Below are 21652 nucleotides of genomic sequence, written 5' to 3' on the forward strand. Positions count from 1 at the left end.
GGGGCTATAGCTCAGTTGGTTAGAGCGCATCCCTGATAAGGATGAGGCCACAGGTTCAAATCCTGTTAGCCCCACCAAGGCGTAACGCCTGATCAGAAGGCCGGAAGATCCTCAGGATCTTCCGGCCTTCTGCGTTTGATGATCTTGGCACCCCGCTACTGCCCCGCACCTTCCTGCCGGGCGGACTTCCTGGCCGCCGGCACAGCCGTACGCCTCGGGGCGTGGCCGGATTCGTGTGACTGCACTCAGCGCCCCCGGTGATGCCGCGCCGTCAAAAGTGCGGCCCGAGGCGGCTTGCTGGCCGCAGGATGGATTCGTCGGGGGACCTTCCGTGCCCGACCTCGGCGAGTGACACCGCCAGGCGCGACTGCGCAGGTCGGTCCCGGAGTGGCAGGGGGTCCCACGCCCTGCTGCCGGGTCGTCCAGGGCTGCGGGTCACTGCGTCGTCGCCCGTCGGGCGTACGAGCGCTCCTGTGGCGTCCTGGGGACGGAGGCGGGCTCGTGGGGCACCGGTTCCGCGCGTCGTCGGGCGGGGTGTCGGATGGTTGCCGGTGCCCGCCGGGGTGCCGCGTCCGGCTGCCGGTGGGGCGCCGCAGAGGCCCGGAGGGGCTTGTGGACTTCCGTCCGGTGGCCGGGTCCGCCGACGGCCGGGCGCACGGAAAACCCCCGGCCGGTGGGTACCGGGCCGGGGGGCCTGTGGGGCGGGGCTGCGCGGGTGTCAGGGCGGGGGGAGGGGCGAGTCGCCTTCCGTGGCCGCGTGACCGGAGCGTGCGGTCCCGGAGGTCCCGGTCGCGTTCGCGGTCTCGGCGGGCAGGTGGCGGGTCGCGGGTGAGGAGCCGTGGGCCTCGGCCCGGATGCGCTGCTTCATCGTGGGTGGCAGCGCCCTGTCACGCGGAAGGGTCCATCGCACCGACGGGGTGGTCGCGGTTGCCGCGGTCGCACCCGTGTGCTCATGGGTCGTGTGCGTGGGCTGCTGCTCCGTGGCCGTGGCGTTCGCCTGGGCGAGGCCCAGGGAGGCGAGGAGGGCGAAGAAGGCGGTGATGAAGGCGGTCCAGATGCTCTTGGCCTTGAAGGCGCTCATGGCCCCTCACTTTCAGGTGGTCCGGTTTGCTTACCTTTCTGATGATGTGGATCCGGCACCCGATTTCGCGGACCGACGCCCCCGGTGCGCCGATCTTCAGATGAACACCACTCGTATGGTTCAACCGGCTCGCTCGCGGTGCCGGGACGTGCTCCGAGGGGGGTGGAACGGCCTTCACGGGGTACCGGAGAACCCGTGCGCGCAGGGGCCGCACAGGTCACTGAACGGTCTCGGCCGGTGTGTATAGTCGGTCGGCAGTAGTCCCCTACGTCAAGGAAAGACGAGGTCTCGCGGTGAAGAAGCTTCTCCTGGTCGCACTGGCCGCCATCGGCGGGCTCCTCGTGTACCGCCAGATCCAGGCGGATCGCGCCGAGCAGGATCTGTGGACGGAGGCGACCGACTCCGTGCCCGCAGGTTCGGGTGTGTGAGACGACGCAGTCTGTTAAGGAGCCCCGGCCGCCGAGAGCGGCCGGGGCTCTTTGCTGTCCGGTCCCGGCGCACCGCTCCCGCGGTCCCGGGTCGCACCGCGCCCGCACGGCCGGTGCCCTGCCCGCACGTCTCTCGGGCGGGGCGGGGCGCCTTGGGCCGTACCGTTACGAGACGTGGTGGCGCGTGACGGTGCGCACGCGCATTCGCTGAAGTGAAGGGTTCGCCCCGGGTGCCGCCGACTTCGCCGCGGCTCCGCACGCGCGCGGGAGGACGTCGGCGGTGTTTCCCCCGGGGTCGCAGACAGCGGCGGTGCGGGCGGGGCAGGATGGACGGCATCCGTGGGCCGGGGACGGTGCTCAGGGGCCCGGTGCGCCCGGTCACGTGGCCCCGGGCGCGGCCAGGACGACCGAGGGGACGTACGTGAACAGGCAGAGCGGCAGGGGCCGTCCGGTGACCGCCGCGGTGTGCGCGGTCGCGGCGTGGGGCGCGCTGGCGGCGCTGCCCGGTCAGGCGTGGGCCGCGGCGGACCCCTCCGGGTACGTCTTCGCCCCGGACGCGGTCACCGTCACCGGGGAGGAAGCCAACGCCGACGCCGCCTTCCTGACGGCGGACAAGGTCTACCGGAGCTCGATCGGTCCCGGCCAGAAGCTCTATTACCGGGTGACGCTCGACGCGGGCTCGGACGCCTACGTGTCGGCGGTCGCGGTGCCGAGGGACCCGGCGGGAAAAGTCGCGTACGGCGACGGGATCACCGTCAGCATCCGGGACGACAACGACGTCCGGTGCGGCTCGGAGTCGGCGAACTTCGGGGCGGGGGAGTTCGCCCGTCCGATCACCGCGTACGGCTTCCGGGAGAACGACCCGGACGGTTCCTCCTGCCAACGGGCCGGTACGTACGACGTGCTGGTGGAGCGGGACAGCAAGGAGACCTCCTCCCAGGAAATCTGGGACCTGGAGCTGCGGCACGCGGTGGAGCCGGCGCTCAAGAGCCCCGGCTCGATGCCCACCGGCGCTCCCGAGGACTTCCCCTCCGAGTCGCCCGCGCCGCTGCCGACCTCCGCCCCGCGCGGGGAGCGGGCCGGCGGCAGCGGCTACTTCGACGCGACCGGGCTGGAGACGGGCGAGTGGAAGGACAGCGTCGCGCCCGGCCGGACCCGCTTCTTCCGGGTGCCGGTGGACTGGGGACAGCAGCTCTGGGCGACCGCCGAGATCAGCAACGACAACTCCTCCGACGCGTACGTGGGCAGCGCGCTCGTGCTCTCCGCGGACAATCCCGCACTCGGCCATGTGGACAGCGCCGCCCTCTCCTACTCCGGCCGTCCGGCCACCGCCGCACTGAGTCCGCTGCCGCCGGTCGACCACGCCAACCGCAACAGTTCGGCGACGCGGGTCTCGGCGATGCGGTACGCGGGCTGGTACTACCTGTCCGTGGGACTGAGCCCCGCGGTGGCCGAGGCGTACGGCGACGACCCGATCAGGATCACCCTGAAGGTGCGGGTGGAGAACGCGGCCGAGGAGTCCCCGTACCAGGGGGGCGCCGGGATCTTCGGGGTCGATGACGACGACCGGGAGATGGCGAGGAACGGACAGAGCGCGGCGGACGCCGGGCGGGACGGCACCCTGATGATCGTCGGGGTGGCGGGGATCGGCGTCGGTACGGTGCTGGTGCTGGGGCTCGGCGCGTGGACGCTGCTGGCCCGCCGGGCGGCCGGCGCGGTCGCGGTGCCGGACCGGGGCCGGACGGAGCCCCGGTTGTCGGAGCCGTACGGGGGCCGGCCGCCGGGCCGGTGAGGCGCGGCGGCGGGGTGTCGGTCGGCGGGTCGGTCGGCGGCGCCCCGGCCGCCCGCGGGTCAGGCGGTGAGCAGGGCCCAGATGCCGATCGCGAAGCAGACCAGCGCGATGATGAGGACCGGGACCGCCACCTTCGGGGGCGGTCCCGGCCGCCTTTCCCGGCCGGCCGGGGAGGGGGCGGCGGAGTGCGCGGGCGGTGCGGTGTACGGCTGCGGGGCGGGTCCGGGAGCGGCCGTGTATCCGCGGGTCGGCGACGGCTCGTGGCGGACCGCGTCGGTCGGCGCCTCCGGCGGGGCCGCGGGCGCGGGATACGCCGGGGCGGCCGGCGGGGGGAGGTGGAAGCTGCCGGTCTCCGACATCCGTACCGGCGGCCTGTCCGCGGCCCGGACCCGACCTGTGGGGAGCTGCTGGAACGGGGGAGCGGCGGGGCCGGCGTGGGGCACCCGCTCCGCCGCGGTGGCCACCGGGCCGTCCGGGCCGAAGCCGGGCGGCAGCGGTCCGATCTGGTCGAAGACCTCCACCGGCTCCTCGTCCGGGCCCGGTTCGGGCAGCAGGTCGACGGCCGTCGCGAGCGCCTTGCGGGCGCCGGTCGCCGTACGGAAGCGGGCCTGCGGGTCGGGCTGCAGCAGCCCGGCCAGCACCTGCCAGAGCGGCTCCGGGACGCCCTGCGGGGCTCCGGGGGTGCCGTGCGCGGCGAAGTGCTCCACCAGCGCGCGGGAGTCGGGCTTCCTGCCCTCCAGGAGGTACAGGGCGACGAGTCCCACCGCGAAGAGGTCGGCGGGGAAGTCGGGCTCCGCGCCCATCATCTGCTCGGGTGCGAAGTAACCGGGCGTGCCCACCACGTAGTTGGTCTCGGTGAGCCGCGGCTCGCCCTTGCGCATGGAGATGCCGAAGTCGGAGAGGCGCAGGTGCGGGCGGCCCGTACCGGTGGCCTCCAGAAGGATGTTGGCCGGTTTGATGTCCCGGTGGACGACACCCTCGGCGTGGACCGTCGAGAGGCCGGAGAGCAGCTGGTCCAGCAGCAGGCAGACGAAGCGCGGCGGCAACGGCCCGTAGTCGCCGATGACATGGGCCAGCGAGCCGCCGCTGACCAGGTCCATGGTGAACAGGACCTTGTCGTCGTCGGCGGCCCAACTGGCGGGCGCCAGCACATGGGGATGCTCGATGCGCAGCGCCTGTTCGCGCACGAAACGCAACAGCGTGTGCGCGTCGCTCTGTTGCAGCACCTTGGCCGCCACGTACCTGCGGCGGCGGTGGTCCCAGGCCCGCCAGACGGCGCCGACCCCACCCCGTCCGATCGGATCGATCAGCTCGTACCTACCGGCGAAGACCTCACCCATTGCGCTGCGCCCGCTCCCGGTTCCGTGTCGGCCCTCTCCCGCCCCCGCGGGTACCGCCGGGTCCAGGGCCCTCTCGCGAGGCCCCGGTCCGTCGCCGGTCGGGACCTAGCTCTGGTGTCCTTCGTAGTGCGCGACGGCGTCCGCGGTGCGGCCCGCTCCGTACACCCTCAGGAACTCTGCCAGTTCGGGGTGGGTCGGTGCGAGGGAGTCGGCCGCATCGATGATGTCGCCGGCGGCGGCGACCGACCTCAGCAGGGACTGGATCTCCCGCACGACGCGGCGGACGGTGGGCGCGCCGCCGGTGGCGGCGGTCTGGCCGGTGCCGGTCAGGACCGAACCTCCCTGCGACTTCTTGATCTCGTCCATGCGGTCGGTGGCCTCGCCGGCGCTGACGCTGCCGTCGGCGACCTGACTGCCCAGTTCCTGGAGGGCTTGGACCCGCTGGACGACCGCCGGGTTGCCGATCTTGGCCCGCTGGCCGCTCATGAGCTGGGACAGCATCGGGGCGGAGAGACCGAGGATCGCGGCGAGCCTGGCCTGGTTCAGGCCGAGGTCGTCGATGAGCCGGCGGAAGAGGGCGCCCAGCGGTTCTCCGTACCAACTGCGCTGCAGCTCTCTTGCTCTGGCCGTCGCCTCTTGCTGTGCTGCGTCCATGACGTCTCCCCATCCCTGCGGCTTCGCTGCTGCGAACCTCGACGTGCATCTTACGGAGCGTCCCGGTGTGCCGGGAGTCCCTCTTCTTTTGGAAGAATCCGGCTCTGACCCGGTACTCTGGTTCCCGGCGGACGCCCCACACGGTGGTGTGAGGCGGCGTTTGCTGTGGGGGCCTTAGCTCAGTTGGTAGAGCGCTGCTTTTGCAAGGCAGATGTCAGGAGTTCGAATCTCCTAGGCTCCACACGTTCAGAGCTCCCCCGACCTGCGGAAACGCTGGTCGGGGGAGCTTTTTCGCGTTCGCCGCCGACCCGGTGCCGCGGTCGTCGCCCCCGCGGTGCCGTTCCGGTCCGGCGGGCGGCGGCGTCACGATCGGACGCCGCCCGGGAGGGGCGTCCCGGAGGCGGGCGGTCGTCCGGCCCCCGGACACGTCACCGGGGGCCGTTCGGGCCCGGACACGCGGAAGGGGCGTCCCACGACGGAACCGTCGTGGGACGCCCCTTCCGCGGAGCGGTCGTCGGGCCCCCCTGGGGTCAGGGGCGGTCGTCGCGCTCTGCGTCGGTCTGCTTGGCCTGTACCTCGGGGTCGAGGTCGGCCGGGAGGCTGCCGTCCACCGAGGAGAGCGGGCCCGGCTCGTCGGCGACCTCGGTGGGGGCCGGCGGCTCGACCAGCCAGTCCGGGTTGGCCTGCTGGTCCCACCAGCGCCAGGCGGCGTAGGCACCGCCCGCGAGGAGACCCGCCCAGAGCATGCCGCGGGTGACCCGGCCGGCCTTCGCCCGCCGCTCGTGCTTGCGGGCGAGCTTCTGGATCTCCTTGGCCGTGACCTGGGTGCGCAGCGCCGCCAGCGCGGCCGCGCTGCGGGCGGACGCCTGGTCGGCGACGGGCTGTGCCGCGGCGATGGCCTGCTCGAAGCGCGGAGCGGTGTAGTCGGCGGCGGTACGGGCCGCCTTGCGGGTGGAGGCCACCGCGGTGCGGGCGGCCCCGTCGACCTTCGGGGGCACATGGGCCAGGGCCTGTCCGACCCGCGGGGCGAGGTGGGCGTCGTACTGGACACGGGCCTGGTGTGCCGCGAGGGACACCTTGGGCGCGAGGCGCGCACGGGCCTCGTTCGCGTAGACCTTGGCCGTATCGGCGTAGGGCGCCACCACTTCCGCGGCGTGCTGCGCGCTTTCCCTGGCCGAGTCGGTTGCGGCGCGCACGCTGTCGATGCGGGTCACGGGATCCTCCTCCTTGGTGGCGGGTAGGTACTCCGCCTGTCCACCCAAATGGAAATCATGCCTGGCGCGGCCTTGCGGGGCATGGTGACGCGGGCATCCGTGGCATGGGTGACATCTCATGGCGAATCGGTTTTTAGGGGTGCGCGGACGACAATGCCACGGTTCGGTGGCGAACGCCGCGCACTGGCGTGCACTCGGGCGCATTTACGCCCGATGGGCACCGGCGCACGGCGGCCCGCGGGCGCTCCGAAGGGGGTGCGCGGCGTGCGAGGATCGGGACGACGTCACCGACGACCGAGGACCCGAGAGAAGGCAGACCGTGGCCGAGCAGCTTTACGCCACTTTGAAGACCAGCCTGGGCGACATCGAGATCCGGCTTCTGCCGAACCACGCGCCCAAGACGGTGCGCAACTTCGTCGGGCTCGCCACCGGCGAGCGGGAGTGGACCCATCCGGCCACCGGTGAGAAGTCCACCGCCCGTCTCTACGACGGCACGGTGTTCCACCGCGTCATCGACTCCTTCATGATTCAGGGCGGCGATCCGCTGGGCAACGGCACGGGCGGGCCGGGATACGAGTTCCCGGACGAGTTCCATCCGGACCTCGCCTTCAACAAGCCCTATCTGCTGGCCATGGCCAACGCGGGGCCGGGCACCAACGGTTCCCAGTTCTTCGTCACGGTGTCGCCCACCGCGTGGCTGACCGGCAAGCACACGATCTTCGGCGAGGTGGCGGACGACGCGGGGCGCGAGGTGGTGGACGCCATCGCGGCGACGCCGTCCAATCCGCGCACCAACCGTCCGGTGCGGGACGTGGTGCTGGAATCGGTCCTCATCGAGACCCGCGGGACGCCGTCGCCGCCGGTCAAGACGCTCTGGGGCCCCGCCCGCTGAGTCCCCTGCGGCCCGGCCACGCGGCCCGGGTCCCGTCCGGAAAGCCACCGACGTGCCGTCGCGGGAACCCTGGGTCCCGCCCGTTCGTGCTGTTACATGGCGGCGGTACGCGGCGGGGCGGGTGCGCGGTGTACGGACCGCGAGGACGGACGGGCCGGGGACGCGGGCGAGAGCCGGGAGGTCGGGACCGATGGAAGAGCAGCCGCCTGCCGGTCGTGAGCCGTCCTCCGGTGCGCAGGGACCGGCCCACTGCTACCGGCACCCGGACCGCGGGACCGAGATCCGCTGCGCCCGTTGCGAGCGGCCGATCTGCACGGACTGCATGATCAGCGCTTCCGTGGGCTTCCAGTGCCCGGAGTGCGTACGCCAGGGTTCCGGCACCGGGCACCGTCCGGCGGCCTCCCGGCCCCGCACCCTGGCCGGCGGGGCGGTCACGGACGATCCGCGGCTGGTCACCAAGATCCTCGTCGGACTGAACGCGCTGGTGTTCGTCGCGGTATGGATCACCGGCAGATCCTGGCTGATCGACGATCTGATGCTGCTGGGCCGCGCCTGGGACCCCGACCCGCTGCCGGGCACCCTGGTGGGGGTCGCTGAGGGACAGTGGTACCGCCTGGTGTCCTCGATGTTCGTGCACGAGGAACTGTGGCACTTCGGTTTCAACATGCTCGGGTTGTGGTGGCTCGGCGGGCCGCTGGAGGCGGCGCTCGGCCGGGTGCGCTTCGTCCTGCTCTACCTGCTCTCCGGGCTCGCCGGCAGCGCGCTGACCTATGCGCTCGCGGCGCCCAACCAGGGATCCATCGGGGCGTCCGGCGCGATTTTCGGGCTGCTGGGCGCCACTGCGGTGCTGGCCCGCCGGATGAACTACGACATGCGCCCGGTGCTGGTGCTGCTGGTGGTGAACCTGCTCTTCACCTTCAACCCCTGGGGCGGCATCGCCTGGCAGGCGCACCTCGGCGGGCTGGCGGCCGGAGCGGTGATCGCCGTCGCCCTGGTCCACGCGCCGCGCGCCCGACGCGGCCTCGTCCAGTACGGCGTGTGCGCGGCGGTCTTCGCACTGGTGGTGGTGACCGTTGTTGTCCGGACCGCCGTGCTCACCTGAGCAGAATCTATCCACGTGTGAGCCAAAGTTGTCCACAGAGGGTCACCAGGGCGGGGGAAACGCGGCGACAGGTGTTCGGTACGTCGCTGATCAGGGTCTTTTCCGGTGGCGGGACGGACGCAGCCCCCCTCGGTGAGGGAGGCTGCGGTCACACCGGCGTCAACATGTGCGGAAGTTATCCACAGATCTTCCGACCTTTTCCCCCGGCTGTGGATAACTCTGTGGGTAACTCAGGGCAAGGCTTGCGAGGTCGTGCCACAGCGCCCCGGAACCGCACGTTCCGGTGCCGTGCGAGGCCGGTGCCGGGCCATGGCGCGGACCGGTGCCGGCCCGTGGTTCGGCGGTGGTTCAGTGTGGGGTGGGCCGGGCTACTTCCACTGGGTGGAGACGCCGAAGCCGCCGGCGATGAAGCCGAAACCGACCACGATGTTCCAGTTGCCCAGGGCCTCGACGGGAAGGGAGCCGTCCGTCACGTAGAAGACCACGATCCAGGCGAGCCCGATCAGGAAGAGGGCCAGCATCACCGGAGCCACCCAGCTGCGGTTGGTCAGCTTGATGGCGGTCGCCGACTTCGCCGGGGGCGGCGTGAAGTCGGCCTTCTTGCGGATACGTGACTTCGGCACGAGGAACTCTCCTGTCGATGCGCTGCGTGACCGCGCAGTGATGTCTGTCTGGCGCCTGATGGGGCGCTAGGGGGAATGCTGCCTCCCCCGGGCGTCCGTTAGCGTAGTGCTTCCATGGCGCCTGATGAGATAAGGGTACGTTGAGCAATCTTGCCGACACCCCCGACGGGAAGGTCCGGCACTCCTCGAAGTGGCCGGTCCGGGTGCTCACCGCTGCCGTCTTCGCCCTCGCCGGCCTGATCTTCGTCACCAGCGCCAACACCGCCAAGGGCACCAACATCCGCAGCGACTCCTCGCTGCTGAGGCTCTCGGACCTGATCGGCGAACGCAGTGACGACAACGCCCGGTTGAACGAGGCGAACGCCGCCGCTCGTGCGGAGATGGACGCCCTCGCCCAGCGCGACGACGGTTCGACGCAGGCCGAGGACGCCAAGCTGAAGGCGCTGGAGGAGGCCGCCGGAACGAGCGCGATCAGCGGTGACGCCGTCAGCGTGACCCTGGACGACGCCCCGCCGGACGCCACCGCCAACCCCGGCTACCCGGAGCCGCAGCCCAACGACCTGGTCATCCACCAGCAGGACCTCCAGGCCGTCGTCAACGCCCTGTGGAAGGGCGGCGCCCGCGGTATCCAGGTCATGGACCAGCGGCTGATCTCCACCAGCGCGGTGCGATGCGTCGGCAACACCCTGATCCTCCAGGGCCGCGTCTACTCGCCCCCGTACAAGATCACCGCGGTCGGTGACCGGGGCGCGCTGACGCGGGCGCTCGACGCCTCCACGGCGATCCGCAACTACAAGCTGTACGTGGACGCGTACGGGCTCGGCTGGCGGGTCGACGACGACGCGAAGGCCGAACTCCCCGGCTACTCCGGCACCGTCGACCAGCACTACGCGGAGCCGGTCGGCTGAACCCGCCGGTGCGCCGGCCCCGCGGCGGCCAGCGGTGCGCCCCCGCTTTCCACAGGTTCCCCACGCGCGGGCCGCGGCCCTTTAGTCTGGTGCCGTACCGAATGGGAGGACAGGCATGTACGGCTGGATCTGGCGTCATCTGCCGGGCAACGCATGGGTGCGGGGCGTCATCTCGCTCGTGCTCGTCCTGGGCGTCGTCTACGCACTCTTCCAGTACGTCTTCCCCTGGGCGGAGCCGCTGCTCCCGTTCGGTGACGTGACGGTGGACGGCCAGGGAGCCGGCGGAACGGAGACCGGTCGGTGAGCGCGCGCATCCTCGTCGTGGACAACTACGACAGCTTCGTCTTCAACCTCGTGCAGTACCTCTACCAGCTCGGCGCTACCTGCGAGGTGGTGCGCAACGACGAGGTCACCACCGCCCATGCGCAGGACGGGTTCGACGGCGTGCTGCTCTCCCCCGGTCCGGGCGCTCCGGAGCAGGCGGGGGTCTGCGTCGACATGGTGCGCCACTGCGCCGCCACCGGCGTCCCGGTCTTCGGGGTCTGCCTCGGGATGCAGGCCATGGCGGTCGCGTACGGCGGAGTCGTGGACCGGGCCCCGGAGCTGCTGCACGGCAAGACCTCACCGGTGCTGCACGAGGGCCGCGGCGTCTTCAGATCGCTGCCGTCGCCCTTCACCGCGACCCGCTACCACTCGCTCGCCGCCGAACCGGCCGCGCTGCCCGCGGAGCTGGAGGTCACCGCCCGTACCGCGGACGGCATCATCATGGGCGTCCGCCACCGCGAACTGCGGGTCGAGGGCGTGCAGTTCCACCCCGAGTCGGTCCTCACCGAGCACGGGCACCTGATGCTCGCCAACTGGCTGGAGGAGTGCGGCGACGGCGGCGCGGTCGCCAGATCGGCGGGCCTGACGCCGGTGGTGGGCAAGGCCGCGGCGTGACCGCACCTCGCCACGGGTCCGACGCCGGTGAGGAGGGCCCGCGCGCACCGGACGCGTACGGGACCGGCGGTGGGTTCGAGGCGGCGGTGGGGCGGCTCGCCGACCCGTTGAACGACCCGCTGCCGGGGAGCCACGACGCTCCGTGGTCCCAGGCGGAGGAGTCCGCCCCGCGGCCGGACCAGGTGTACGGGGGGGACCCCTCGCCGTACCGTCCGCAGGGGGAACCGGACCCGTGGGCCGGTGCCCCCGTCACCGGGTACGGCCCGGGTCCGGGAGCCGGTTCGCCGGTCCCCGCGGCGTCCCCCGGTCACGCCGGCCCCCAACACCCCCTCCAGGAGCCTCAGTACGGCCCTGAGAGGGTCCAGGAACCGCCGGACGCGTGGTACGAGCCGGACGGGTACCGGAGGGACTGGTACGGCCGCTACGACCCCGAGGGATACGTCCGGGAAGACCCCGCCGCCGAGGGCACGCCCGGAGCCCCTGTCCCGCAGGCGGCCGGCAGGCCGTCCGGACCCCTGCGGTCGGCCGGTGCGCACCCGGCCGGCGCCCCGGCGCCGGGGGCAGGCGCGGTGCCGGGTGCCGCGCCGTTCGCGGTGGACGAGACCGTGGCCCTGCCACCGACGCGGGCCGGAGACGGCGAGCCGACGCAGGTCTTCTCCCCGATCCGGGACGGTGAGCCGACGCAGGTCTTCTCCCCGATCCGGGACGGTGCGGCGGGCGTGGCGGACGGGCCCGCGCGTACCCCCGGAGCGGGCGGTTCCGGCGAGCCCCCGGCGACCGGCGGCCGGGCGGAGCGGCGCAAGGCCGCGAAGTCGCGTGGTCGCCGCAGGCCCGCGGCCGCGGCCGGGGGCGGCGCGGGCACGGGTGCGGGGGACCGGGACGACGCGGCACCGCCCGTGCCGATGACGCGCCTGGAAGCCCGCCGCGCGGCCCGCGCGGCGAAGGACAGCCCGGCCGTCGTCGCCAGCCGGGCGGCGGGCGAGATCTTCATATCGCTGGGCGTGCTGATGCTGCTGTTCGTCGCTTACCAGCTCTGGTGGACCAACGTCCGGGCCGATCAGATCGCGGGCAATGAGACCCACAAGATCCAGGACAGCTGGTCGCACGACGAGCGCGACCCCGGCACCTTCGAGCCCGGTCAGGGGTTCGCGATCATGCACATTCCGAAGCTGGACGTCGTCGCACCGATCGCCGAGGGCGTCAGCAAGGAGAAGGTCCTCGACCGGGGCATGATCGGCCACTACGCGGAGGGCAGGCTGAAGACCGCCATGCCGTCCGACGCCCGCGGCAACTTCGCGCTGGCGGCCCACCGGAACACCCACGGCGAGCCCTTCCGGTACATCAACAAGCTGGTCCCCGGCGACACCGTCGTGGTCGAGACCCGCGACCGGTATTACACGTACGAGATGACCAGCACACTGCCGCAGACCGCTCCGTCCAACGTCTCGGTGATCGATCCGGTGCCCGCGGCGGCCGGGTTCAAGGAGCCGGGGCGCTACATCACCCTGACGACCTGTACGCCGGAATTCACGAGTACGTACCGTTTGATCGTCTGGGGCAAGATGGTCGACGAACGGCCGCGCAGCGAGGGCAAACCCGACGCGCTGGTGGGCTGACGACATCACGACAGGGGACGGTGCGGTGGCGGCGAGGACCGGGCAGGACGAGCTGACCGACGAGGCGGCGCCCCCGGCCGCGCCACGGTCCCGAGGAGGGATCGCCGCCGCGGTGAGCGTCTTCGGCGAGCTCATGATCACGGCGGGGGTCGTCCTCGGGCTCTTCGTCGCGTACTCCCTGTGGTGGACGAACGTGGTCGCCGACCACGAGGCGGGCAAGCAGGCCGAGACCGTCCGCGACCGCTGGGCCGGCGGTCCGGGTGAGCTGGACACCAAGGACGGCGTCGGCTTCCTGCACGTGCCGGCGATGAACAACGGCGAGGTGCTGGTCAAGAAGGGCACCGCCACCGGGACCCTCAACGACGGTGTGGCCGGCTACTACACGGACCCGGTGAAGTCGGCCCTGCCCTCGGACGAGAAAGGCAACTTCGCGCTCGCTGCCCACCGGGACGGCCACGGCGCCAAGTTCCACAACATCGACAAGCTGAAGAACGGCGACGCGATCGTCTTCGAGACCAAGGACACCTGGTACGTCTACAAGGTGTTCAAGTCGCTGCCCGAGACCTCCAAGTACAACGTGGACGTGCTGGCCGCGGTGCCCGAGGAGGCGGGGGTGGACGGTCCCGGTCGCTACATCACGCTGACGACCTGCACGCCCGTCTTCACCTCCACGTACCGGTACGTGGTCTGGGGCGAGCTGGAGCGCACGGAGAAGGTGGACCGGGACCGCACACCGCCCGCCGAGCTCACCGAGTAGCCGCACCGCGCGGGACACCGGACTCGCGGGATCGCCGAACCGCGCGGGACACGACGAAGGGACCCGGCCGCCTCCACCAGGCGGCCGGGTCCCTTCAGGCGTGCGGTCGGGGCGCCGGGGTCAGTCCCCGAAGCCTCCGAAGAGGCCGCCGTTGTTGCCGTTGCTGTTGTCGCCGTTGTTCCCGTCGATGCCGAGCGTCGTCACGTTGACCGCGCTCCCCTTGGCGACCGGGGTGCCGATCCCCGGGGAGCTGGTGATGAAGCGCGCCTTGTCGTCGGACGATCCGGTGACGGAGCCCAGTTGGAGGCCGGCCCCGGCGAGCAGCGCCTTCACCTCGGCGAGCGTCTTGCCGGTCATGTCCGGCACCGCGACCTGCTCCGGCTGCGCCGGGCCCTTGGAGACCTTGAGGACGATCTGGGTGTCCAGCGGCTGCTTGCTGTTGGCCTCGGGCGTCTGCTCGACCACGATGCCCGCGGCCTTGTCCGAGTCGACCTCGGACTGCGCGACGTTGCTGAATCCGAGTGCCTGGAGCTGCGCCTTGGCCTGGTCGAAGGTCCGGTCGGTCACCCCGGGCACGGTCGCCGTCTTCTCCGTGGCGATCGTGATCTTCACCTCCGACTCCTTCTCGGCCTCACTGCCGCCGTCGGGGCTCTGCTTCACGACGGTGCCGGGGGTCGCCTCCGACTCGACGGACTCCGTCACGACCGAGAAGCCCTTCTCCTCCAGCAGACTGCGGGCGCTGTCCTCGGACTTCTCCAGGACGTCCGGCACCTCGACCTTCGGGGCGCCGGTGGAGACGACGACCGTGACCGTCCCGCCCTTGTCGATCTCCGAGTCCGCCTCGGGACTCTGGCTGCAGATCTTGCCCTTCTCCTGGTTCTCGCAGGCCTTCTCCTCGCCGACCTTGAGGACGAGCCCCGCGTTCTTCGCGAGTCCTTCCGCGTCGGCCTGGGTGGAGCCGACCATGTTCGGGGTCGCGATCCTGCCGTCGTCGGCGTTGTCGCCGAAGACCGAGCTGCCGATCAGGATCGCGCCGATCAGAACCAGGACGCCCGCGACGACCAGCAGGATCGTCGAGGTGTTGTTCTTCTTCTGACGCCTGCGGTCGGGCCGGTCGTCGTAGCCGTATCCGCCGTCGTCCGGGTTGACCGGCGGCAGCATGGAGGTCTGGCCGCTGTTCGGATCGGTCTGCCGCAGCGCGGTGGTCGGCGGGTCGTAGTGGTCGTACCCGCCGTAGCCGCCCGCGCCGACGGCGCCCAGCGCGGCAGCGGCCGCCACCGGCCGGCCGTCGAGGCAGGCCTCGATGTCCGCGCGCATCTCGTCGGCGGACTGGTAGCGGTAGTCGGGGTCCTTGACCAGGGCCTTCAACACGATCGCGTCCATCTCGGGCGTGATCTCGGCGTCGAAGTTGCTCGGCGGCTGGGGTTCCTCCCGCACGTGCTGGTACGCCACCGCGACGGGCGAGTCCCCCACGAACGGGGGCCGCACGGTCAGCAGTTCGTACAGCAGGCAGCCGGTGGAGTAGAGGTCGGAACGGGCGTCGACCTGCTCCCCCTTGGCCTGCTCGGGCGAGAGGTACTGCGCGGTCCCTATGACGGCGGCGGTCTGCGTCATGGTCATGCCGGAGTCGCCCATCGCGCGGGCGATGCCGAAGTCCATGACCTTGACCTGGCCGGTGCGCGTCAGCATGACGTTGGCCGGCTTGATGTCGCGGTGCACGATCTGGGCGCGGTGCGAGTACTCCAGCGCCTGCAGGATCCCGACGGTCATCTCCAGCGTGCGCTCGGGCAGCAGCTTGCGGCCGGAGTGCAGCAGTTCACGGAGGGTGGAGCCGTCCACGTACTCCATGACGATGTAGGGGATGGACACGCCGTCGACGTAGTCCTCACCCGTGTCGTACACCGCGACGATCGCCGGGTGGTTGAGCGAGGCCGCAGACTGGGCCTCACGGCGGAACCGGGCCTGGAAGGACGGGTCGCGGGCCAGGTCGGCCCGGAGCGTCTTCACGGCCACGGTGCGGCCGAGCCGGGTGTCGTGGGCGAGATAGACCTCGGCCATCCCCCCGCGGCCGAGCACCGAGCCCAGTTCGTACCGGCCGCCGAGGCGACGCGGCTCTTCCATCACTGTTCCAGCCCTCTCCGTCAGTCCCGACCGCACCCGTGTGTGGTCCGGCGGTGCGCTGTTCGCGCATACGCTACCGGGCACGCCCGGCACGATCGGCCCGCACCCGTCAGCCGATACCCGACCGGTATCCCGGTGTCCGGTACGCGGTACCCGCGGCGGCCGTCCTACTTGCTGTCGAGCACCGCCTCCATCACGCTCTTCGCGATCGGGGCGGCCAGGCCGCCGCCGGAGATGTCGTCACGGTTGGCCTGGCCGTCCTCGACCACCACGGCGACCGCCACCGGGGAACCCTCGGCGGTCTTCGCGTACGAGATGAACCAGGCGTACGGCTTCTCGCTGTTGTTCAGGCCGTGCTGGGCGGTACCGGTCTTGCCGCCCACGGTGACGCCGTCGATCTTCGCCCTGGTTCCGGTGCCGGAGTCGACGACGGTCTCCATCATCTGCTGGATCTTCTGGGCGTTCTCCGCCGACAGCGCCTGGCTCAGCTCCTTGGGCTCGGCCGTGTAGACGTTGTCCAGGCTGGGCGCCTGGCGCGCGGCGACCATGTACGGCTGCATCAGCTTGCCGTCGTTGGCGATGGCCGAGGCGACCATGGCCATCTGGAGCGGGGTGGTGCGGTTGGACGCCTGTCCGATGCCCGCGAGGGCGTTCTGCGGCCGGTTGTCCTCGGGGTAGACGCTCGCCTCGGCGCGGGTGGGCGTGAACACCTGCTTGTTGAAGCCGAACTTGTCGGCCTGCTCGATCATCTTCTCGTTGCCGACGTCGTCGCTCATCTTGCCGAAGACGGTGTTGCAGGAGTACTTCAGCGCGTTCCGGAGCGAAGCGTTCTTGCAGGGGATGTTGCCCTCGTTGGAGAGCGGCGTGGTGCTCTGCGGCAGCGTCCACGGCAGCGGCGAGTTCGTGCTCTCGTCGATGCTGTCGTAGAGCCCGTTCTCCAGCGCGGCCGCCGCCGTGACGACCTTGAACGTCGAGCCGGGCGGGTAGGTCTCGCGCAGCGCCCGGTTCAGCATCGGCTTGTCCTCGTCCTTGAGGAGCTTCTCCCAGGCGGCGGAGTCCTTCTCGGAGTTGCCCGCGAAGGTCGAGGGGTCGTACGAGGGGGTGCTGGCGAGCGCCAGGATGGCCCCGGTCTGCGGGTCGAGAGCGACGGCGGCGCCCTTCTTCTTGCCGAGCCCTTCGAAGGCGGCCTTCTGGGCGGCGCCGTTCAGCGTGGTGACGACGTTGCCACCCTGCTTCTTCTCGCCCGTGAACATCGACAGGGTGCGGTCGAAGAAGAGCTGGTCGTCGTTGCCGGTGAGGATGCCGTCCTCGATGCTCTCCAGCTGCGTCGAGCCGAAGGCCTGCGAGGAGTACCCGGTCACCGGGGCCCACATGGGCCCGTCCTTCCAGGACCGCTTGTACTTGAAGTCGCTGCTCTCGGTCTCGACGGAGCCGGTCACGGCCTTGCCGTCGACGACGATGGCGCCGCGCTCGTGGGCGTACCGCTCGATGCGGACGCGGCGGTTCTCGTCCCGGGTGTTCAGCTCGTCGGCGCGCACGTACTGGAGGTAGTTCGTGCGTACCAGCAGGGCCAGGATCAGGATTCCGCAGAAGATCGCGATCCGGCGCAGCGGCTTGTTCACGGGCGGACCACCTGAGTCATTTCGGCGTCGGGCGAGGGCGCGGGCGCCGGTGCGGGCCGCCGCGCGGTGTCGCTGATTCGGATGAGGATGGCGATGAGGGCCCAGTTCGCGAGCACGGAGGAACCGCCGTACGCGAGGAACGGCATGGTCATACCGCTGAGCGGGATCAGGCCCATGACGCCGCCGGCCACCACGAAGATCTGGATGGCGAAGGCGCCGGAGAGGCCGATGGCCAGCAGCTTGCCGAACGGGTCGCGGGCGGCCAGGGCCGTCCGGACGCCGCGCTCGACGATGAGGCCGTAGACGAGCAGGACGGCCATCATCCCGGCCAGTCCCAGCTCCTCGCCGACGGTGGAGAGGATGAAGTCGGCGTTGGCGGCGAACATGATCAGGTCCGAGTGGCCCTGGCCGAGACCGGTGCCCAGCGTTCCGCCGGAGCCGAAGGACATCAGCGACTGGGCGATCTGGTCGCTCTGCTCCAACGTCTTCTGGGCGAACGGGTCGAGCCAGGCGTTGACGCGCTGCTGGACGTGCGGTTCGAAGGAGGCGACACCGACCGCGCCGGCCGCCGACATCAGCAGACCGAAGACGATCCAGCTGGTGCGCTCGGTGGCGACGTAGAGCATCACGATGAAGAGGCCGAAGAACAGCAGCGAGGTGCCGAGGTCGGTCTCGAAGACCAGGATCAGGATCGACAGGGCCCAGATGGTGATGATCGGGCCGAGGTCGCGTCCGCGCGGCAGGTACATCCCCATGAAGCGGCGGCTGGCCAGGGCCAGGGCGTCGCGTTTCACCATGAGATAGCCGGAGAAGAAGATCGCGATGAGAATCTTCGCGAACTCCCCCGGCTGGATGGAGAACGGGCCCAGGCTGATCCAGATCTTCGCGCCGTTGACCGCGGGGAAGAACATCGGCAGGATCAGCAGGATCAGCGCCGCCACCATCGAGATGTAGGTGTAGCGCTGGAGGACGCGGTGGTCCTTGAGGATCATCAGCACCGCGACGAAGAAGGCCACGCCGATCGCCGAGTAGAGCAGCTGCTTGGGCGCGTCCGGGCTGTACCCGCCGTAGAGAACCTCGGCGCGCTGGATCAGCCGGGGTGACTGGTCCAGCCGCCAGATCAGCACCAGCCCGAGACCGTTGAGCAGGGTGGCCAGCGGGAGCAGCAGCGGGTCCGCGTAGGGCGCGAACTTGCGCACCACGAGGTGGGCGACTCCGCCGAGCAGGATGAGCCCGGCACCGTAGCCGAACATGCCGGACGGCAGTGTGCCGTCCATGGCGAGGCCGACGTTGGCGTAGGCGAAGACGCAGATGACGATGGCGAACACCATCATCATCAGCTCGGTGTTGCGGCGGCTCGGTGCGTCGATCGCGCCGATGGTGGTCGTGTTGGTGACAACGCTCATGGTGCTGTGGGCCCCCTACGGCTTACTGCTTACCGCACTGCGGGACCAGCTTTTTCTCTTCCTCCGAGAGGCTGGGGCCGGGAGTGGGGGTAGCGGTCGTGGTCCCCTTGTCGGCGGACTTGTCGGACGTCTTCTCGTCTGCGGCGGCCTTCTGCGCCGCCTCGGCCGCGCGGCGCTGGGCGTCCTTCTTGCAGGCGGACGCCTGGGTGCCCAGCTCCGTGACCTTCTTGCGGGCGTCGGCGAGATTGCCCTCGGCGATCGTCGACTCGACCTTCTTGCGCTGGTACGGCGGCAGGTACTTGAGTTCGATCTCGGGGTGGTCGGTCTCGACCTTGGACAGCGAGACCCAGGCGAGGTCCTGGCTGATGCCGCGGTACAGGGCGACGTTGTCTTCTTTGGCGCCGACGTAGAACTGGGTCTGCGTCCAGCGGTAGCCGCCGTAGAGGCCGCCGCCGACCACGGCGAGGGCCAGCACGACGTAGAAGCCGCGCTTGAGCCACGGTCGCTTCTTGCGCGGCTTCTCGAAGTCGTCGTCGGTGTAGGCGTCGTACGCCCCGGAGGGCCCGTCGCCGTAACCGGAGTCGTCCCCGCTGCCGGGCGGGCCGAAGGCCCCGGCGGGCGGCGGCACGGTGCGGCCGAGCCCCGCGGCGCGTCCGGCCGGGGTCTGCATCGCTCCGCCGTCGCTCAGCTGGGCCTGGTTCTCCGCGACCGCTCCGACGATGACCGGGGTGTCGTTGAGACGGCCGGCCAGGGTGTCGTTGCCGTCGACGTCGAGGACGTCCGCCACGATGCAGGTGATGTTGTCGGGTCCGCCGCCGCGCAGGGCGAGCTGGATCAGCTCCTGGATGGTCTCCTGGGGGCCCTGGTAGCTGGCGAGCGTCTCTTCCATGGTCTGGTGCGAGACCACGCCGGAGAGCCCGTCGGAGCAGATCAGATAGCGGTCGCCGGCCCGTACCTCGCGAATGGAGAGATCGGGTTCGACGTGGTCGCCGCTGCCCAGCGCGCGCATCAGCAGGGAGCGCTGCGGGTGGGTGGTGGCTTCCTCCTCGGTGATCCGGCCCTCGTCGACGAGACGCTGGACCCAGGTGTGGTCCTGGGTGATCTGGGTGAGCACGCCGTCCCGCAGCAGGTACGCGCGGGAGTCGCCGACGTGCACCAGGCCGAGGCGGCGGCCCGTCCAGAGCAGGGCGGTGAGCGTGGTGCCCATGCCTTCGAGCTGGGGGTCCTCCTCGACCATCACCCGGAGCTGGTCGTTGGCCCGCTGGACCGCCGTACCGAGCGAGGTGAGGATGTCGGAGCCGGGCACGTCGTCGTCGAGCTGGACGAGCGTGGAGATCACCTCGGAGCTGGCGACCTCACCGGCCGCCTGACCGCCCATGCCGTCGGCGATGGCGAGGAGGCGCGGCCCGGCGTAGCCGGAGTCCTCGTTCCCCTCCCGGATCATGCCCTTGTGCGATCCGGCGGCGAAGCGCAGCGACAAGCTCATGCGCACCTCGCCCGTCGGCTCGGGGTACAGCCGGTCTCGCGCCACACTGCCCACCCTCCGGTCGGGAACCTGGCCAGATCCTGGGTCAGGACCGCCGCGGCTCGCTCGCTCCGCTCGCTCATTGTCGTACTACTTCCGCAGCTCGATGACGGTCTTGCCGATACGGATCGGCGCGCCCAGCGGAACGGGCGTCGGGGTGGTGAGACGGGTCCGGTCGAGATACGTGCCGTTGGTGGACCCGAGATCCTCGACGATCCACTGGCCGTCCCGGTCGGGGTAGATCCTGGCATGCCTGCTGGAGGCGTAGTCGTCGTCCAGCACGATGGTCGAATCGTGGGCCCGGCCCAGGGTGATGGTCTGGCCCTGGAGCGAGACCGTGGTGCCTGTGAGGGAACCCTCGGACACGACCAGTTTGGTCGGTGCGCCGCGGCGCTGGCGCCCCGGCTGTTGGCGCTGCTGCGGTGGTGCGGCAGCGGCTTGCTGGCGGTTCTGCTGCGGCCGCGCTTCGGCGCCGTTGCGGCGTGAGCCGCGCTGTGTGACGCGCGTCCCGAACAGGTCACTTCGAATGACCTGGACGGCCACGATCACGAACAGCCACAGAACAGCCAGGAAACCTAGCCGCATGACCGTAAGGGTCAGCTCTGACATTGCCCCCGCTTCACCCTTCGGCTTGCCGGTAAACGATGGTGGTGCTGCCCACGACGATTCGCGAGCCGTCGCGGAGCGTAGCGCGGGTGGTGTGCTGCCCGTCCACCACGATGCCGTTGGTGGACCCGAGATCCTGGATCGTCGAGGGCGTTCCGGTCCGGATCTCACAGTGCCGGCGCGATACGCCGGGGTCGTCGATCCGCACGTCGGCTTCGGTGCTGCGTCCCAGCACCAGCGTCGGGCGGGAGATCTGATGGCGGGTGCCGTTGATCTCGATCCAGCGCCGGACCTGGGCGTCCGGCAGGGCGCCGGGCGCGGAGGGACGGCGCCGGTCGCCGGGGCCCGCCGGGGCCCGGCCGGCGCCCGGCGGCGGGGCCGCGGGCATCGGCGGCGGGGAGGCCGGCGGATAGCCGTAGCCCCCCGCGGCCTCGGGGCCGCCCGCTGCGGGCCGTTGCGGGTGGGACTGCTGAGGCCGGCCGCCGTATCCGCCGCCGGCCGGTTCCTGCTGCGACGAACTCGACGCCAGGGTGCGGCTGCGTACGCGGTAGAGGCCCGTGTCCAGGTCCTCGGCCTTCTCCAGGTGCACCTTGATCGTGCCCATGAAGGTGTAGCGCTGCTGCTTGGCGTAGTCCCGGACGAGTCCGGACAGCTCGTCGCCGAGCTGACCCGAGTACGGGCTGAGGCGCTCGTAGTCCGGGGTGCTGAGCTCGACGATGAAGTCGTTGGGGACGACCGTCCGCTCGCGGTTCCAGATGGTCGCGTTGTTGTCGCATTCGCGCTGGAGCGCGCCCGCGATCTCGACCGGCTGCACCTCGGACTTGAAGACCTTGGCGAAGGTGCCGTTGACCAGACCTTCGAGACGCTGCTCGAAACGCTTCATGACTCCCATGGGGCACCTCCTCCGGTGTCATCGTCCCTGTACTGCTTACTGATCGTATCCACGCGTCGGGAAATCGGCTGGTTCCCCTTGTCTGCCCTGTGGATGAGTGTCACCCCTCACACGGATCGTAGAGGTGGCTCCCT

The 21652-nt window shown here is 70.9% G+C and carries 20 protein-coding genes and 2 tRNA genes; 11 read left to right on the forward strand and 11 right to left on the reverse strand.

Annotation, left to right across the window (positions count from 1 at the left end; all coding sequences use genetic code 11):
* Nucleotides 1-77 (forward strand) — tRNA-Ile (locus Q0994_RS05310).
* A 641-nt stretch (nt 78-718) separates the two neighbouring features.
* Here the strand turns inward: Q0994_RS05310 and Q0994_RS05315 are convergent.
* Nucleotides 719-1081 (reverse strand): DUF6344 domain-containing protein, encoded by a 363-nt coding sequence (locus Q0994_RS05315; RefSeq protein WP_299529667.1) that lies wholly within the window; start codon nt 1079-1081, stop codon nt 719-721.
* A 293-nt stretch (nt 1082-1374) separates the two neighbouring features.
* Here Q0994_RS05315 and Q0994_RS05320 point away from each other — a divergent pair, with 293 nt between their 5' ends.
* The gene (locus tag Q0994_RS05320) at nt 1375-1509 is read left to right on the forward strand and encodes a DLW-39 family protein (RefSeq protein WP_003958712.1); all 135 of its coding nucleotides are present in this window, start codon (nt 1375-1377) and stop codon (nt 1507-1509) included.
* Nucleotides 1510-1930: 421 nt separating this feature from the next.
* Complete coding sequence (locus tag Q0994_RS05325; RefSeq protein ID WP_299529713.1) at nt 1931-3301, forward strand: hypothetical protein; 1371 nt, start codon at nt 1931-1933, stop codon at nt 3299-3301.
* A gap of 59 nt (nt 3302-3360) precedes the next feature.
* Here the strand turns inward: Q0994_RS05325 and Q0994_RS05330 are convergent, their stop codons facing one another.
* Both Q0994_RS05330 and Q0994_RS05335 read right to left on the reverse strand, forming a co-directional pair.
* Nucleotides 3361-4641, reverse strand: coding sequence for a serine/threonine protein kinase (locus Q0994_RS05330; protein ID WP_299529715.1), 1281 nt, complete (start codon nt 4639-4641; stop codon nt 3361-3363).
* Between the two features lie 105 nt (nt 4642-4746).
* Nucleotides 4747-5295, reverse strand: a complete 549-nt coding sequence (locus Q0994_RS05335; RefSeq protein WP_299529717.1) for a helix-turn-helix transcriptional regulator — start codon at nt 5293-5295, stop codon at nt 4747-4749.
* A 168-nt stretch (nt 5296-5463) separates the two neighbouring features.
* On the opposite strand from Q0994_RS05335, the gene Q0994_RS05340 reads away from it, so the two are divergent.
* A tRNA-Ala gene (locus Q0994_RS05340) sits at nt 5464-5536 on the forward strand.
* Between the two features lie 289 nt (nt 5537-5825).
* On the opposite strand, the gene Q0994_RS05345 is transcribed toward Q0994_RS05340, so the two are convergent.
* Entirely contained in the window at nt 5826-6509 is a 684-nt protein-coding gene (locus Q0994_RS05345) for a DUF5324 family protein (RefSeq protein WP_299529718.1), read from the reverse strand.
* Nucleotides 6510-6828: 319 nt separating this feature from the next.
* Between Q0994_RS05345 and Q0994_RS05350 the strand changes: the two genes are divergently transcribed.
* Both Q0994_RS05350 and Q0994_RS05355 read left to right on the forward strand, forming a co-directional pair.
* Nucleotides 6829-7401 carry a peptidylprolyl isomerase gene (locus Q0994_RS05350; protein WP_299529720.1) on the forward strand — a complete coding sequence of 191 codons (573 nt, stop codon included), beginning with the start codon at nt 6829-6831 and terminating at the stop codon, nt 7399-7401.
* Nucleotides 7402-7591: 190 nt separating this feature from the next.
* Nucleotides 7592-8503 carry a rhomboid family intramembrane serine protease gene (locus tag Q0994_RS05355; RefSeq protein ID WP_299529722.1) on the forward strand — a complete coding sequence of 304 codons (912 nt, stop codon included), beginning with the start codon at nt 7592-7594 and terminating at the stop codon, nt 8501-8503.
* Between the two features lie 368 nt (nt 8504-8871).
* On the opposite strand, the gene crgA is transcribed toward Q0994_RS05355, so the two are convergent.
* Nucleotides 8872-9126: a cell division protein CrgA gene (gene crgA / locus Q0994_RS05360; RefSeq protein ID WP_299529724.1), complete on the reverse strand. Its 255-nt coding sequence runs from the start codon at nt 9124-9126 to the stop codon at nt 8872-8874.
* 140 nt (nt 9127-9266) lie between these two features.
* Here crgA and Q0994_RS05365 point away from each other — a divergent pair, with 140 nt between their 5' ends.
* From Q0994_RS05365 to Q0994_RS05385, 5 genes are all read left to right on the forward strand, one after another.
* A complete protein-coding gene (locus Q0994_RS05365; protein ID WP_299529726.1) occupies nt 9267-10034 on the forward strand; it encodes a DUF881 domain-containing protein in 768 nt (255 codons plus the stop codon).
* A gap of 115 nt (nt 10035-10149) precedes the next feature.
* Nucleotides 10150-10338: a hypothetical protein gene (locus tag Q0994_RS05370; RefSeq protein WP_299529728.1), complete on the forward strand. Its 189-nt coding sequence runs from the start codon at nt 10150-10152 to the stop codon at nt 10336-10338.
* Nucleotides 10335-10973 carry an aminodeoxychorismate/anthranilate synthase component II gene (locus Q0994_RS05375; RefSeq protein WP_299529730.1) on the forward strand — a complete coding sequence of 213 codons (639 nt, stop codon included), beginning with the start codon at nt 10335-10337 and terminating at the stop codon, nt 10971-10973. The genes Q0994_RS05370 and Q0994_RS05375 overlap by 4 nt, the downstream gene beginning before the upstream one ends.
* Nucleotides 10970-12589, forward strand: coding sequence for a class E sortase (locus tag Q0994_RS05380; protein ID WP_299529732.1), 1620 nt, complete (start codon nt 10970-10972; stop codon nt 12587-12589). Before Q0994_RS05375 ends, Q0994_RS05380 begins: the two co-directional genes overlap by 4 nt.
* Before the next feature lie 25 nt (nt 12590-12614).
* Nucleotides 12615-13346 carry a class E sortase gene (locus tag Q0994_RS05385; protein ID WP_299529734.1) on the forward strand — a complete coding sequence of 244 codons (732 nt, stop codon included), beginning with the start codon at nt 12615-12617 and terminating at the stop codon, nt 13344-13346.
* Between the two features lie 120 nt (nt 13347-13466).
* Here the strand turns inward: Q0994_RS05385 and pknB are convergent, their stop codons facing one another.
* From pknB to Q0994_RS05415, 6 genes are all read right to left on the reverse strand, one after another.
* Nucleotides 13467-15467, reverse strand: a complete 2001-nt coding sequence (gene pknB, locus Q0994_RS05390) for a Stk1 family PASTA domain-containing Ser/Thr kinase (RefSeq protein WP_299529736.1) — start codon at nt 15465-15467, stop codon at nt 13467-13469.
* 167 nt (nt 15468-15634) lie between these two features.
* A complete protein-coding gene (locus Q0994_RS05395; RefSeq protein WP_299529738.1) occupies nt 15635-17089 on the reverse strand; it encodes a penicillin-binding protein 2 in 1455 nt (484 codons plus the stop codon).
* Nucleotides 17086-18495 (reverse strand): FtsW/RodA/SpoVE family cell cycle protein, encoded by a 1410-nt coding sequence (locus Q0994_RS05400; protein ID WP_299529740.1) that lies wholly within the window; start codon nt 18493-18495, stop codon nt 17086-17088. Before Q0994_RS05400 ends, Q0994_RS05395 begins: the two co-directional genes overlap by 4 nt.
* Nucleotides 18496-18517: 22 nt before the next feature.
* Entirely contained in the window at nt 18518-19981 is a 1464-nt protein-coding gene (locus tag Q0994_RS05405) for a Stp1/IreP family PP2C-type Ser/Thr phosphatase (RefSeq protein WP_299529742.1), read from the reverse strand.
* 129 nt (nt 19982-20110) lie between these two features.
* Complete coding sequence (locus tag Q0994_RS05410; protein ID WP_299529744.1) at nt 20111-20629, reverse strand: FHA domain-containing protein; 519 nt, start codon at nt 20627-20629, stop codon at nt 20111-20113.
* Nucleotides 20630-20639: 10 nt separating this feature from the next.
* Nucleotides 20640-21518, reverse strand: a complete 879-nt coding sequence (locus tag Q0994_RS05415) for a DUF3662 and FHA domain-containing protein (RefSeq protein WP_299529746.1) — start codon at nt 21516-21518, stop codon at nt 20640-20642.
* Between the last annotated feature and the right edge of the window lie 134 nt (nt 21519-21652).

Origin of the sequence: uncultured Streptomyces sp., assembly GCF_947488945.1 — a bacterium.
Lineage (GTDB): Bacteria > Actinomycetota > Actinomycetes > Streptomycetales > Streptomycetaceae > Streptomyces.